General features: G+C 67.4%; 16 protein-coding genes, 1 tRNA gene and 1 pseudogene. 11 read left to right on the forward strand and 7 right to left on the reverse strand.

The annotated features are described in order from the left end of the window. A partial coding sequence (locus AC1D1G_RS30695; RefSeq protein ID WP_477954998.1) for an MspA family porin occupies positions 1-249 on the forward strand: 249 nt, incomplete at its 5' end. A 68-nt stretch (positions 250-317) separates the two neighbouring features. On the opposite strand, the gene mscL is transcribed toward AC1D1G_RS30695, so the two are convergent. From mscL to AC1D1G_RS30715, 4 genes are all read right to left on the reverse strand, one after another. Further along, positions 318-785, reverse strand: coding sequence for a large conductance mechanosensitive channel protein MscL (mscL, locus tag AC1D1G_RS30700; protein WP_009478887.1), 468 nt, complete (start codon positions 783-785; stop codon positions 318-320). Positions 786-869: 84 nt separating this feature from the next. Continuing rightward, positions 870-1,583, reverse strand: coding sequence for an SAF domain-containing protein (locus tag AC1D1G_RS30705; protein WP_477955000.1), 714 nt, complete (start codon positions 1,581-1,583; stop codon positions 870-872). 97 nt (positions 1,584-1,680) lie between these two features. After that, a complete protein-coding gene (locus AC1D1G_RS30710) occupies positions 1,681-1,989 on the reverse strand; it encodes an FmdB family zinc ribbon protein (protein WP_005238679.1) in 309 nt (102 codons plus the stop codon). 103 nt (positions 1,990-2,092) lie between these two features. Continuing rightward, entirely contained in the window at positions 2,093-2,671 is a 579-nt protein-coding gene (locus tag AC1D1G_RS30715) for a 5-formyltetrahydrofolate cyclo-ligase (protein ID WP_477955001.1), read from the reverse strand. A 105-nt stretch (positions 2,672-2,776) separates the two neighbouring features. On the opposite strand from AC1D1G_RS30715, the gene AC1D1G_RS30720 reads away from it, so the two are divergent. The 8 genes from AC1D1G_RS30720 (at position 2,777) to AC1D1G_RS30755 (ending at position 9,765) form a co-directional block, all read left to right on the forward strand. Then, positions 2,777-3,697: a UTP--glucose-1-phosphate uridylyltransferase gene (locus AC1D1G_RS30720; protein ID WP_477955002.1), complete on the forward strand. Its 921-nt coding sequence runs from the start codon at positions 2,777-2,779 to the stop codon at positions 3,695-3,697. A 19-nt stretch (positions 3,698-3,716) separates the two neighbouring features. Beyond that, positions 3,717-4,976, forward strand: a complete 1,260-nt coding sequence (glp, locus tag AC1D1G_RS30725; protein ID WP_477955004.1) for a molybdotransferase-like divisome protein Glp — start codon at positions 3,717-3,719, stop codon at positions 4,974-4,976. Between the two features lie 25 nt (positions 4,977-5,001). Then, positions 5,002-5,637: a GNAT family N-acetyltransferase gene (locus AC1D1G_RS30730; RefSeq protein ID WP_011597779.1), complete on the forward strand. Its 636-nt coding sequence runs from the start codon at positions 5,002-5,004 to the stop codon at positions 5,635-5,637. 274 nt (positions 5,638-5,911) lie between these two features. Further along, entirely contained in the window at positions 5,912-6,652 is a 741-nt protein-coding gene (sepX, locus tag AC1D1G_RS30735; protein WP_280785094.1) for a divisome protein SepX/GlpR, read from the forward strand. A gap of 98 nt (positions 6,653-6,750) precedes the next feature. Continuing rightward, positions 6,751-6,826: transfer RNA gene (locus AC1D1G_RS30740), tRNA-Ala, on the forward strand. A 577-nt stretch (positions 6,827-7,403) separates the two neighbouring features. Continuing rightward, positions 7,404-8,249, forward strand: coding sequence for a cell surface protein (locus AC1D1G_RS30745; RefSeq protein ID WP_477955007.1), 846 nt, complete (start codon positions 7,404-7,406; stop codon positions 8,247-8,249). 2 nt (positions 8,250-8,251) lie between these two features. Further along, on the forward strand, positions 8,252-8,752 hold the full coding sequence (locus tag AC1D1G_RS30750) for an ImmA/IrrE family metallo-endopeptidase (RefSeq protein ID WP_011597782.1): 501 nt from the start codon (positions 8,252-8,254) through the stop codon (positions 8,750-8,752). Next, positions 8,752-9,765 (forward strand): hypothetical protein, encoded by a 1,014-nt coding sequence (locus tag AC1D1G_RS30755; RefSeq protein ID WP_477955008.1) that lies wholly within the window; start codon positions 8,752-8,754, stop codon positions 9,763-9,765. Before AC1D1G_RS30750 ends, AC1D1G_RS30755 begins: the two co-directional genes overlap by 1 nt. A 14-nt stretch (positions 9,766-9,779) precedes the next feature. On the opposite strand, the gene AC1D1G_RS30760 is transcribed toward AC1D1G_RS30755, so the two are convergent. Then, positions 9,780-11,198 carry a glucose-6-phosphate dehydrogenase gene (locus AC1D1G_RS30760; protein ID WP_477955010.1) on the reverse strand — a complete coding sequence of 473 codons (1,419 nt, stop codon included), beginning with the start codon at positions 11,196-11,198 and terminating at the stop codon, positions 9,780-9,782. A gap of 132 nt (positions 11,199-11,330) precedes the next feature. Further along, positions 11,331-11,747: a helix-turn-helix domain-containing protein gene (locus AC1D1G_RS30765; protein WP_005238699.1), complete on the reverse strand. Its 417-nt coding sequence runs from the start codon at positions 11,745-11,747 to the stop codon at positions 11,331-11,333. A gap of 644 nt (positions 11,748-12,391) precedes the next feature. Between AC1D1G_RS30765 and AC1D1G_RS30770 the strand changes: the two genes are divergently transcribed. Both AC1D1G_RS30770 and AC1D1G_RS30775 read left to right on the forward strand, forming a co-directional pair. After that, complete coding sequence (locus AC1D1G_RS30770) at positions 12,392-12,535, forward strand: hypothetical protein (RefSeq protein ID WP_005561362.1); 144 nt, start codon at positions 12,392-12,394, stop codon at positions 12,533-12,535. A 140-nt stretch (positions 12,536-12,675) separates the two neighbouring features. Next, entirely contained in the window at positions 12,676-13,515 is an 840-nt protein-coding gene (locus AC1D1G_RS30775) for an SDR family oxidoreductase (RefSeq protein ID WP_005255390.1), read from the forward strand. A gap of 3 nt (positions 13,516-13,518) precedes the next feature. On the opposite strand, the pseudogene AC1D1G_RS30780 reads toward AC1D1G_RS30775, so the two are convergent. After that, a pseudogene (locus AC1D1G_RS30780) lies at positions 13,519-13,834 on the reverse strand (ABC transporter ATP-binding protein); the annotation flags it as partial.

Genomic DNA, 13,834 nt, shown 5'->3' on the forward strand with positions numbered 1-13,834 from the left:
GGACCCGGTAAGGCCACCAACGTGCCGATCCTCGACATCGAGTACACCGACGACTACGGCGCCGAGGCTCACAAGAGCAGCTTCAAGTTCAAGGGCAACAGCGGTGGCTTCACGTACTCGGACGAGACGTTCGGTGTCTCCGGTTGCGCCGGTTACGCGCAGGCCCGCTCCTACGCCAAGGTCACCGTCTCGACCGACTCGGTTGACGGCACCGTCACCCTGTGGGGACAGCCCTTCAGCCTCGGCTGATAATTCGTTCCACCCATGACTCCGGGCCCGTGCACGCAGCTGCTGCACGGGCCCGGAGTCGTCGGAAGCTATTCGCGGGTCTGCTCGAGGTTCGCGGCCTTGTCCGCGGTCATCGCGTGCGCTCCGTCGGGACTCGCTGTCGCGCCGTTGGTTTCGAGGCTCGATTCGAGGATGTCGCGGATCTGGATCAGCAGGTCGGCCTCACTGGCCTTCTTGTCTGCGGGCTCGGTGATGAACCGCTTCTTCGCGGCGTTGGCCGGGACGATGAGAATGAAGTACACGACCGCGGCGATGATCACGAAGTTGATCACGGCCGTGATGACGGCGCCGATGTTGATGAAGGTGGCCGGGTTGTCGGAGAGGATCTGGTAACCCCAGCCCAGATCGTTGGCGCCGCCCGCAACGGCGATCAACGGATTGATCACGTTGTTGGTGAACGCTGTGACGATGGCGGTGAACGCGGCTCCGACTACGACCGCGACGGCGAGGTCGAGGACATTCCCCCGGAGCAGGAAGTCCTTGAATCCCTTGAGCATGTCGACGTCTCCTCGAGTGGGTGGCAAGTGTCATCCAGCACTAGTCGGAGAAAAGCCTAGATCAGCGCGGCTCCCCGTGACGGATCACTGAAAGGTCACGGTGATCGCGCTCGTGAGGGATGCCGCGGCCACCGTCGTGGCCTCGGATGCAGGCAGGGCCAGCATCACTACGCGTTCGCGCTGGTCACGTCCGTTCTCGGACGGTGTCACCAATACCACGACGGCGCGGGACGCCAGCACGGTGGCGCCGGAGCGCCGGTCCGGATTCGCTGGTGTGTCGGGATCGACCGTGAGCACGTCGACGCGATCGCCCTCACGCAGAAGTTCCGTGACAGCGGGGTCGGCGAGCCGGACGGGGACGATCCGGGCGTCGTCCATGCCGGCTGCGGCTGCGGCGAGACGGGGTCCCAGTACCCGGACGTCGGTGAGGGCTTCTCCGGCGCGGGTCGGTCCGGCGAGGGTGCGCCCGTCGACGTCCGCCAGTGCGGTGACGGCACCGTCGGGCAGGGCCCCGGCCTCGAATTCCACCAGTTCCACGTCGGCGTCCGTGAGAACGATGCCCGGTTGTAGATCCCGGGCGGCCACCACGACCGCGGAGCGGGCGGAATCGGGGTCCCCACGGGCGAGGAGGGCCAATGCGAGGCAGACCAGCGCGGCGGCCAGGACGCGTCTGGCGACGAGGGTGCGGGCCCAACCGGGGTGGGCGAGATCCGACGGCCGGTCGGCCCACGACGGGCTCAGGCTTCGGTGTGCTCGGTTCGACCGGCGGCGACCGGTCGGGACAGGGTCGAACGACATGGTTCGACGCTAGGAGACCGGCGGGCCCGTGGGTACGCCGAAAGGGCCCGCCTGTGGATGGACGAGAAGTTGTGGATAACTCGCGGAAACGCGAGAACTAGCTGGCAGCAGCCTTGGCCGGTGCGGCGGTCGCGGTGCTCGACGAGCTGGACGAGGCCGTCGACGAACTTTCCGACTTCGCGGCGGGAGCAGAGTCGGTCTTGGCCGGCTCGCTGGCCGCGCCGGACGTGCCGCGGCTGTCGGTGCGGTAGAAACCACTGCCCTTGAAGACGATGCCGACGGAGTTGAACAGTTTGCGAAGCTTGCCCGAGCATGCAGGGCAGACGGTCAGGGAGTCATCACTGAACGACTGGACGATGTCGAAACGGTTGTCGCATGCCGTGCACGCATATGAATAAGTGGGCACCGGGGTTCCTCCGCACTGTGTAGTCAAACCGCAGGTTTTAGCACTCTACAGTCGACAGTGCCAACAACGCTAATCAGAGAACTATTCCGGGCCGGAAACCTTCTCAGTGGTCGCCGAGCGGGACGAAGCCCGATGCGGGAGTGAGTGCCCAACCCATACGTACGTCATGGGGATCCTCGGGCAGCTCGGACACCAGTTCCTCGTCGCGGACCACCGTGATCAGTCGCGCGTCGGCGGCGGCGAGCCCGAGGGTCCGGTCGTAGAAGCCCGCACCGCGGCCGAGTCGCACGCCCCTCCGGTCGACGGCGAGGGCGGGCACGAAAATGGTCCCGGCCGAACGGATCTCGTCGGGCTCCCACACCGGGCCGGTCGGCTCGCGCAGGCCGTAACTCGCGTCGGCGAGACCGTCCGCGCCCGTGAACTCGGACCAGTGGAGCGGGCCCGGATCGCGGGTGACGGGCACGAGGACGCGTCCGGCGACCCGTCGGAGGGCATCGAGAAAGTCCAGTGATCCCGGCTCGAGCGCGGTGGGAACGTAGGCGCAGACGGTGGATCCGCCGGCGATTCCCTGTGTGACGAGTGCGACAAGCGCCCGGTCCTCGGCGGTGCGGAGTTCGGGGGTCAGCGCGCGCCGCCCGGAGAGCACCAGTTGCCGCCACTCGTCCTTCGTTCGTGCGTGCATGCCCCAACCTTAGAGCCGACCGGCGAGCGCCCCCGACGGGTTCCGGGAGGTTACTGACAGGATCTTGGTGACTGTCGAGTAGGTCCGCACAGTTATGGTGTGGGCATGACAGACGCCGCACCGCACACCGCCAGCGCCTTTCGCACGGCTGTCGTGCCCGCAGCGGGAATGGGTACGCGATTCCTCCCCGCGACCAAGACCGTGCCGAAAGAGCTGCTCCCGGTCGTGGATACCCCGGGTATCGAACTCGTGGCCGGAGAGGCCGCCGATTCCGGTGCCGGCCGGCTCGTAATCGTGACGTCGCCGGGCAAGGACGGAGTGGTCGCCCACTTCGTCGAGGATCTCGTTCTCGAGAGCAAGCTCGAGGCCAGCGGCAAATATCACCTGCTCGAGAAGGTGCGGAAGGCTCCCGGCCTGCTCGAGGTGGAGTCCGTCGTCCAGGACGAGCCTCTCGGCCTGGGCCACGCGGTCGGCTGCGCGGAATCGGTCCTCGACGACGACGAGGACGCCATCGCCGTGCTCCTCCCGGACGACCTCGTGATGCCGCGCGGAGTGCTCGAGACGATGTCGCGGGTTCGCCGCAAGCGCGGGGGCRCCGTCCTCTGCGCCATCGACGTCCCCAAGGATCAGGTGAGCTCGTACGGCGTCTTCGAGGTCGAGACGGTTCCCGACGCCACCAACCCCGACGTCCTCAAGGTCATCGGCATGGTCGAGAAACCGGCCATCGAGGATGCGCCGTCCACGTTCGCCGCCGCAGGTCGCTACCTCCTCGACCGCGCGATCTTCGATGCGCTGCGGCGGATCGAACCCGGCGCCGGCGGGGAGCTCCAGCTCACCGACGCCATCGCCCTCCTCATCAAGGAAGGCCATCCCGTTCACGTCGTCGTGCACCGAGGCACGAGACACGATCTCGGAAATCCCGGCGGCTACCTCCGTGCTGCGGTTGACTTTGCGTTGGACATGGACGAGTACGGCCCGTCGTTGCGCGAATGGCTGATCGACCGATTGAAGCGGACGGATTCCTAGAAGCTCGGGAGGCAAGAACTTGCGGTCGGTCGAGGAGCAACAGACGATCGTGACCGCGGCCGCAGTGGCGCCGCGGCCGGTCCGTGTGGCGATCTCCGAAGCCCAGGGGCTGCTGTGTGCCGAAGAGGTGGTCACCGAGCGTCCGCTTCCCGGTTTCGACCAGGCCGCGATCGACGGCTATGCCGTCCGTAGCGTCGACGTCCAGGTCGCCGGAACCGACATCCGGGACGACGACGGTGCGCCCGTCGAACTGTCGCTACCCGTGGTCGGTGAGGTCACGGCCGGTTCGCGGCAGCCGATCCGGCTGCAGCCGCGTCAGGCCGTCAAGGTCGACACGGGAGCACCTCTCCCGACGCTCGCCGACGCCGTCCTTCCGCTCGACCGCACGGACGGCGGCCGGGCCCGCGTCAAGATCTACAAACCGGTCCGCTCCGGCGACTACGTGCGCCGGGCCGGCGACGACGTGCAGCCCGGCGACGTCGCGGTCCGGGCAGGCACCATCATCGGAGCCGCGCAGGTGGGGTTGCTGGCGGCGGTGGGCCGAGACAAGGTGCTCGTGCACCCCCGTCCCCGGCTGTCCGTCATCTCGGTCGGCGGCGAACTCGTCGACGTCGACCGGACCCCCGGTCCCGGCCAGGTCTACGACGTCAACTCCTACGCGCTGGCCGCCGCCGCCCGCGACGCAGGCGCCGACGTCAACCGGGTCGGTATCGCGAACGCCGACGCCCGTCGCCTGCGCGAGGTGGTGGAGGGTCAGCTGATCCGTTCCGAGATCGTCGTCATCGCGGGTGCCGTCGGTGGCGGCGCCTCCGAGGACGTGCGGGACGCACTCGCCGACCTCGGCAACCTCGAGGTGGACCGGGTCGCGATGCATCCGGGATCGGTCCAGGGTTTCGGTCAGCTGGGCCGGGACGAGGTCCCGACGTTCCTGCTCCCGTCCAACCCGGTGAGCGCCCTCGTGGTGTTCGAGGTGATGGTGCGCCCACTGATCCGCATCGCACTGGGGCGCAGGCAGCCGATGCGACGCGTCGTCACCGCACGCACCGTCGCACCGATCACGTCCATCGAGCACCGCAAGGGTTTTCTCCGCGGTCAACTCATGCGCGACGAGGCCACGGGGGAGTACCTCGTCCAAGCTCTCGGCGGGGCGCCGGGCGCGTCCTCGCACCTGCTCGCGACGTTGGCCGAGGCCAACTGCCTGGTCCTCATCGACCCCGAGATCACCGAGGTCCGGACCGGTGACCAGGTGGACGTGGCCTTCCTGGCGCAGCGGGGCTGATGGCACCGCGACAGTGTGAGACGGGATGACACAGCATCCGGGTTGGCCGCCGCATCTCGGGCCCCTGCGCGTGAAGGGTGGCGTCGTCACCGTGCGCGCCATCAGGTTGCGTGACGCGTCGGCGTGGAGCCGTCTGCGCACCCGCGACCGCGCGCACCTCGAACCGTGGGAACCGACCGGGGAGGCGCCCTGGGAAGCGCGCCACCATATTTCGGGATGGCCCGGACTGTGCAGCAGTTTGCGTTCGGAGGCCAGGAAGGGCCGCATGCTGCCGATGGCCATCGAACTCGACGGCAATTTTTGCGGCCAGATCACGATCGGCAACGTGGTGCGGGGTGCACTGCGCTCCGCCTGGATCGGTTACTGGGTGGCCAGCGACGTCAACGGGCTCGGGGTGGCCACCGGCGCGCTCGCGCTGGGGCTCGATCATGCCTTCGGACCCGTGGGGTTGCACCGCGTGGAGGCCACCGTGCGTCCGGAGAACCTGGCGAGCCAGGCAGTGCTGCGCAACGTCGGCTTCCGCGAGGAGGGTCTCCTCAAGCGCTACCTGGATGTCGACGGGCAGTGGCGCGACCACATTCTGGTCGGCATGACCGTCGAGGACGTGCCCGGCACGGTGGCGGATTCGCTCGTGCGGAGTGGCAAAGCCACTTGGGGCTGACCGCCGAAGCGGACATGGACAAACGTCCAGCTATGCGACAGTTATCTCACGGTATCAAAGCTTCCTGACCGGGGCTCCGCTTTCGGCGAGTCTTTGCCGGATCGTTCCCTCTGCCCTTTCGGGGCATGTCGAGCACCACATTTTCGCGTTACGCATGTGACACCTGAGTATGGTGAGATCGGCGCGTCTGCGAAGATGTGCGTGTTCATGCGGTTAGCCTGGGTGGGTCAACAGCGGTATCCATGCTGGTAGACGATTGGGAGGAGGTCGCCGTATGCCGAACTCGTTTCTCTGGATCGGGCTCGTCGTCGTGTGGCTCTTCGTCCTGGTCCCGATGCTGGTGAACAACCGCCCCCGGATTCGACAAACCAGTGACGCAGCACTCGCGACGCGCGTGCTGCACCGCGGTGACGAACGTCCCGTGCAGCGTGGACCCGCGGCTGGACACCGCAGCGACCCGTACTGGCAACCGGAACCGGACCACTACGGCTACGACGCGGAGGACCTTGTGGACACTCACGCAGAGGAAGACGAGTTCGACGGTGAGCGGGCACCGGTCGGTGAGTACGTACCGGTGCGCCGGGGGCGTGGCGGCTTCGATCCGGAGGCCGACGCGATCGCGCGCGAGGCCCGGTATGCATTTCGTCAGCGGTCGGTTCTCGGCCTGGTGTTCGCCACGATCATGTCGGCGGCCCTCGGGCTGATCATCTCCCCACTGATGTGGTGGGCGTTCGCGGCCGGTGTGGTGGGCCTGTTCGGCTATTTGGCGTATCTGCGCCGGCAGGTTCAGATCGAGCAGGAGATCCGTCGCCGGCGGACCGCGCGTCTCAACCGGTCGCGGTTGGGTGTCGAGTCCCGCAGTGACGAGGAACTCCGTCTCATCCCGGCCCGATTGCGGCGTCCGGGCGCCGTCGTCCTCGAAGTAGACGACGAGGACCCCGAATTCGACCATCTCGAACACTTCGACGACGCGCCGATGCAGCAGGCCACGATGCGCCGGGCTGCCGGTGAGTAGCCGGGCGAATCGGGCCGAAAGCCACGTCGGTGTAGGCGATTCGCTCCCGCCGCGGGTGGCCTGCTAGAGTTTGCCGAGCGGATCGCAGGATCCGCACCGGGGCTGTGGCGCAGTTGGTAGCGCGCTTCGTTCGCATCGAAGAGGTCAGGGGTTCGATTCCCCTCAGCTCCACCACAGAAGAGGCACTCACTCCATCCGGAGAGGGTGCCTCTTCTGCATTCCGGCCCAGGTGAGCGCCGCCGTCAGGGGTGCAAGAGCGGGGCGCCGCGCGAATGCTCGTCTCTTGGATTTGCCAAAAGGTAACTGCATGCTGTGTACTGTCCGTAGGTCATCAAGGGGTCGATCGCACGGGGTGGAAATACATGCAGGCAATGGACAAGATCTCGAAGTTTCTGGAGCCGGCGACGGTGGTCGCGACGATCACCGCGACGATGTTGCTGGTGAACGTCCTGTGAACTCCGGCCGACCAACCGACGTCGCGAGGGCCGCGTCGGAGACGCCGACCTTCCGCTGACCGATCAGCACCTCCAGGCCACAACGCCGAACCCGCAGGGGTTCTCGGAAGCTGCTCGAGTCCCACCTGGCTCGGGCACCGCTGGTGGTGCCGGTTCCCCGACACCGGCACCACCAGCACCTCCACTCGATTCGCTCGATACCATGACAGCGGCGACGTCGCCGTCGACGTGGTGTCGTGCCGTGAATACGAGGGGGGTGCACAGTGAGCGCGCGTCGTGTTGTTCGAAGGCTGACCATGGTCGGACTGGCGCTGGCCTTCTTGTCCGGGCTCGGCTGGGTCACCGTCTCGGTGTTCCCGTCCGACGCCTCCGCCGACCCCCAGTACCACGACTGCGCCAGTAGTCGTTGCGACGACGGTTCCTCGGAGTCTCCCGGCGGCGGAACGCCTCGGCATCCTCATCCGCCGTGCGAGAGTCGTCGCGGCTGCGGCGGAGAGCCCAGCGAGACACGGGAACCGAGCGAGACCGGGAAGCCCAGCGAGACCACGGAACCGTCCGAGACCACGCAACCGTCCGAGACCGCCGAACCGACGGAGACGCCGACACCTTCGACATCACGGGTCGTGGTCGCTCCGCCCCGTCCGATCACGTTGCCGCCGGTGGGCGAACCGAACATCGCGCGCCCGGACACGTCGGGGGGCGACGACTCCGGAAACGACTCGGGGTCCGATGCTGCTGAAGCCGCCCCGGGCTCCGAGGATCCTGCCGCACCCCCGGCGTCCGGGGGAGCGCCGGCCGGAGGTTCCGGTTCCGGAGCCGCCGCGGCAGCCCCGGGGGTGAGTGGTCCCGCGGATTCCGCACCTCAGGATCGGCCTGCCGGGGAGACCCCGAGCGGCGACGGACCGTCGCCCGCTGCGGGGGCACCGGCCCAGGACGATCCGGCCGCCGCGCCGCCGGGAATGGTTCCTGTGGTCCACAGTGAGCCGTTGCCTGCGATCACCGTTCTCGGTGGGGTCGGCGTGTTGTTGTGCTGCGCCGGCGGGGCGGGTGCGCTGACCTTCAAGGGTGCTCGCGCACAACAGGCGCGCATCGCGGCCGCGCGGGCGGAATTCTTCCCGCCCACTTCGAGTGGAGGGATGTAGTCGTGGGGGCGAACAGATCTCATCGTCGGGTCGCGGCAGCCGTGGATGCGGTGTGTGACGCGGCGGCCCGGGCCGAAGCCGTGTCACTCCGGCACGTGGTGGACGCGGTGGCCCGCGAACGGCAGCGTCCCATCGAACTCGATTTCACGAAGCCGATGGCGCCCGGTGTGTGCGGCCAGAGGCGCGCGTACCCGGACCGGGACGTGATCGTGCTGGCGCCGGGCCTACCCGACCTCGACCGCACGCTTGCGCATGAGCTGGGTCACATCGTGTTTCGACACGAAGGAGCCGAGATCGTCGCCGCGACGCTCGAAGCCGGTGACGATCTGATCGCCTACATGCTCAGCCAGCGGTCGCGACGGCGGGGAGACGAGCAGCCGTCCGACGAGGTGGCCGAGTGGGAGGCCGAAACGTTCGCGTCGATGCTGCTCATCCGGTTGAACACGATGCAGGGCCGCGGAACTCCCGTGTCCGTGCTCCGCTACGACGAGGCGATCGGCTGATGGGCTGGCTGGTTGCGCTCGTCGTCTGGACTGCCGCGGGTGCCCGGATCGGCCGGGTCGCCGCGCGTCAGCCGACGCCGCTGCGCGTCGCGATGGTGGTGGCCGTCTCCAGCGCGGCAATCGCGTCCACGTTGGCCGTACCGGATGTCGCCGGGCGCCTCGACACCGTGGCCCCGGCTGTGGGGCTGTCGGAGATCATCCTCGAACTGGCGTGGACGCTGTTCGCCGCCGCGAGCGCGGTCGGCGCGATCTCCGTGTGGCCGATACTCCCGCGTCCTGCGCTGCGTGCCGTCGCCGTGGTCGTCTACACCGCGGCCATCGTGCTCGGAATCGGGCTTGCCGGTGGATATCCCGTTCCTGCGCTGGTGTTCATCGTGATCGCGCTGACCGCGGTGGTCGTGACCGGGGTCCGGCACGTCGCGTGGACACCGCTCGGCCGCGGAATCTCACTGATCGTGGTCGCATCGGCGATCGTCCTGGCTGCGGCGGCCGTCGGACTGGTGCGTGAGGTGTCGGGCGAGACGTGGGCCGTCGGCTCCTCGCCGGCGTACACCGTCGCGGCCGTGATCGTCTCGGTCGGCACCGTCTGGGTGCTCGTCGAAACCTGGTTCCGCGCCCGGCAGGACCTGCGCCGCACGGACACACTCCATTCGGTGCTCGTTTCACGGTTCCCCGAAGTGGTCGAGGGCGACGGCAAGGGGAGCACGACCGTCCTCCGCGCCTCCGACGCCGTCGCACACGTCATGGATGCGCTGTACCTACAGGCGGGCGCGGGCATGCTCGACAMGGAGGAACAGGAGCTTCCGGAATCGGCCGCCGAACGCGCCCGGATTCTCGCCCGCTGGATCGACGACCCGGTCGCCTCGGACGTCCTCGACACCGAGTGGATCGCGCCGCCCCAGGGTATGTCGCCGCGCCGATGGGTGCTCGATCTGGCGGACGCGTACGCCGACTTCCGGAACTCGGCCCCGGTGCCTGCGAAGGCGGACACCGTCGAATCGGCTGCGGAATAGTCTTCAGCCGCCGGTCAGCCCGGCGAACCGGTGACGAGCCACCCGCAGGGCGAGGCGAGGTCTTCGGCCTCCGGCGGTCCCATGGATCCCGCGGGATACGGCTTGGCCGGGGGAGGGTCACGCAGCAGTGCGTCGGCGACGGTCCAGACGTGCGCCAAGCCGTCGGGGCGCGTGAACAGTGACCGGTCGCCGTGCAGGACGTCGAGGATGAGCCGCGAATACGGTGCGAGGGCGTGGGCGAGCGGCACCGTGTCGAGGGGCAGACCCAGGTGGCCCACCGTCAGGCTGTCGTCGGGTCCGGGTTCCTTGACCACCATGGAGATGTCGATCTCGCCGTCCCCGGACAGATCGAACGTCAGGACGGCACCGTCCGGCGGAATGTCCGTGAGCGGGCCACGGGGACTTCGGAAGACGAGGCTGACCCGTTGCCGGCTGACACCCAGCATCTTTCCGGTCCGGAGGAGGAACGGCACCCCACGCCAGCGGTCCGTGTCGACCCACAGCCGTGCGGCGACGAACGTCTCCGTCGTCGAATCGTCCGCGACACCGTCGACGTCGCGGTACCCCTCGTACTGGCCGAGCACCACGTCGGCCGTGTCGAGGGGACGGAACGCCCCGATCACGGATTCGCGGGCGGATTGGAGATCGTCGGCGCCCAACGTTTCCGGGGGCTCCATCGCGATCTCGGCGGCGACCTGGAACAGGTGTGTCACCAGCATGTCCAGGACAGCTCCGGTGGCGTCGTAGAACCGGGCGCGGTCGTCGATGTCGAGCGTCTCGGGCACGTCGATCTGCACCTGCTCGACGTGTTCCCGGTTCCAGACGCCCTCGATCAGCCCGTTGGCGAAGCGCAGGATGTGCAGATTCTGGGTGCTCTCCTTGCCGAGGAAATGATCGATTCGATAGATCTGCTTCTCGTCGAGGACATGGTGCACGGCTTCGTCGAGTTCGGTGAACGCCTCCTGGGACGTCCCGAACGGCTTCTCGTACACGACACGTGCGCCACGGGCCAGGTCGTGAGCGCCGAGCGCGCGGGTGGTCTCGGCGAACGTGCTGGGTGGCAGGGCCAGGTAGTGCACCAACTGTGCGTCTGCCGCGTCGAGATCTTCCCGCGCCTGCCGAACGGCCGCGGGGAGCGTTCCCGGGTTGTCCGGGGTGAAACCGCCGCCGGCGAATCTCAGCCGCCGGGCGAACGTCTCCCAGTCGGTGTCATCGTGCGGCACTCCGAACTGGTTCACGACGTCGCGCACGTGGTCGCGGAACTGATCGTCGGATACGTTGCCCCGGCCGGTGCCGATCAGCATCCACTCGGAGTTCAGGAGCCCTGATCGAGCGAGCTGGAAGAACGCGGGGAGGACCATGCGTTTGGACAGGTCCCCGGTGGCACCGAAGAGGACGAAGATCGTGGGACCGAGCTGCGGTCTGTCAACCATTGCTCCATCATGCGCCACGTGAGCACACCGGGCAGGGCATTCCGGCGGTGTCGTCGGGTGCGCCCGGTGACTTCTACCCGGACGTCGGGTGCGACCTGCGGCGAACTCGTTGCCGCCCAACGACTCCGGTGGTCAGCGGGACGCGTCCGGTGGGACCTCCGGCAACCCCTCGCTGGCGCGGAGTTTCTCGGCCATCGTGGTGAGCAGATTCTGCGACTCTTCGGAGAGGTCGAACGCGCGGCTGGAGAGCTTGCGTAGTCCGTATCCCTGGAGTTGCGAGAGAAGCTCGAGATCGTGGTCGATCTTCGCGGCGTAGATGTCGTTGAAGAAGTAGTCGGGCTTCACCTTGAAGAAGCGGGCAAATGCTGCGACCGTCTCGTCGGAGGGGTTGGTGCGTTGTCCCGACCGGAGCTGGGAGATGTAGGGCTTCGAGATCTGATGTCCGTCTGCGATGAGTGCCGCCGCGACCTCGGCGTTGGTATGCGGTTTACGTCCCGGAGGGTGGACCGTGTCGAAGAGCTTGTTCAACCGCGCAGCAAAATCTGCCATTGTGAGCCGCCGGGTCCTCTCTCGTGCGGGCGTCAGTCGTGTGAACGACACCGTACCATGATGATAACCGATTGATAACTCACAGACATAGAGGCAAAACGTCGTCCGCCGACTCCGTGCTTATCTCATATATGTTTCAACGATCGCCTGTTCGTCGCTCGCTGATCGCCGACATTTCGGGCGCCCTCTGTGCTTGTCACGCACGTTCTACCGTTGAAAGTTCAAGAGAGGCGCGGACGTGGGCTGAAGGGAGCGCGCCGGGCTGGTTGCGGTTGCCGAGCCGATTGCGTGGTTGCTCTTTCAATCACTGAGAGTTAGCTGGCAACGTCGCAGGGGTGTGCGCCGTGAGGCCGTGGCGCCTATAGTCCCAGTTCAGCGCCATTGTGTTGCGTTGCGCATCGCAACGTGGCGAGGTCGCTCGCGGCCCGCGGGGCCTCGTGAACACTACTGTGAAGTAGTGGCATCCGCACGGGCGCCGGGCCGCGCGCCCCCGATCCGCGTCACGGCCGCCGCGTGCCCTTCACGAGTCCGCCCCGCCTGGTTGGACGAGTGTCCAGCTCAGCCGGGGTTTTGCCGCTCCGGGGCGCCCCCCGAGTCTGGCCAAATCTGAAGCCGTCGGGGATGATTGTGATATGGAACACAGAATGAGTGACGCCGAGCTTCGGAAGGCGATTCGAGTTCTGCGCGAGCGCGCCGACGACGCCCGGCACCGAGGAAACGACGACGACGCCAACGGAATCGAGAGGACGATTCGTACCTATCAGGAAGAAATGACCCAGCGGTTGTGAACCGTCACGGACCGGCCCGGGGAGGGCCGGTTCGCGTTTTTCCTCGGGAAAGGCACCCCTGCAGTTGCGTGCGCGCAATCAGATTGCGTGCGTAGACTTCCAGCCGACACGGATCGGTGACGACGGGGGCGCGCACGGCTATGGCGATCAAGACGCTGGACGGCAAGAAGTGCCTGATCACGGGTGCAGGTAGCGGGATCGGGCAGGCGACCGCCCTGGCGGCCGCGGCGGAGGGCGCCGAACTCTTCCTCACCGACATCAACGAGGTCGGCCTGGCACAGACGGTCGAACAAGTCGGCAGCCGCGGGGGCACCGTCAGTTTCTCGCGTGCCCTCGACGTGTCCGACTACGACGCCGTCGCCGCATTCGCCGCCGATGTCCACGATCAGTTCGGCAGCCTCGACGTCGTCATGAACGTCGCCGGCATCTCCGCGTGGGGGACGGTCGAGAATCTCGAACACCGCCATTGGAAGTCCATGGTGGACGTCAATCTGATGGGCCCGATCCACATCATCGAGAGTTTCCTGCCCCCGATGGTGCGGGCGGGACGCGGCGGTCACCTGGTCAACGTCTCTTCCGCCGCCGGTCTGCTGGCGTTGCCGTGGCATGCGGCCTACAGCGCAAGCAAATTCGGGCTTCGCGGCGTGTCCGAGGTTCTGCGGTTCGATCTCAAACGGCACGGCATCGGCGTGAGCCTCGTGGTTCCCGGCGCGGTCAAGACGCCGCTGGTGGGCACGGTCGAGATCGCCGGGGTCGATCGCGACGACCCGCGCATCCAGAAGGCCATCCACCGCTTCGAGAAGCGGGCCGTCACGCCCGAGAAGGTCGCGTCCTGCATCATCGCCGGCATCAAGAAGGACCGGTACCTGGTGTACACGTCGCCGGACATTCGGTTCGGCTACTGGTGGGCCCGCAAGTTCTCGCCGCCGTACGACTTCGTGATGCAGAGGGCCAACGACCAGTTCAGCAAGTTCCTGTAGGAGCTAGAACTCTCCGCCCCGACCGGGGGCGCTCGGGGCCAGCACCGTCCCGTCGGTGAATCGGACGCCGTCGGTGCACCGGCACTCGACCTGCCCGCCGCCGAACTGCTCGGCGTGGAGCCGCGCGTACAACCCTTGCCGTGCAAGGAGTTCGGTGTGCGTTCCGCGTTCGATCAGCGTTCCCTCGTCGATCACGAAGATCACGTCGGCGTGCTGAATGGTGGACAGCCGGTGGGCGATCGCGAGGGTGGTGCGTCCGCGCATCACCTCACCGAGTGCCCGCTGGACGAGTCGCTCGGAAACCGTGTCGAGTGCGGAC

The sequence above is a fragment of the Rhodococcus sp. P3_B8 genome (genome assembly GCF_056402775.1).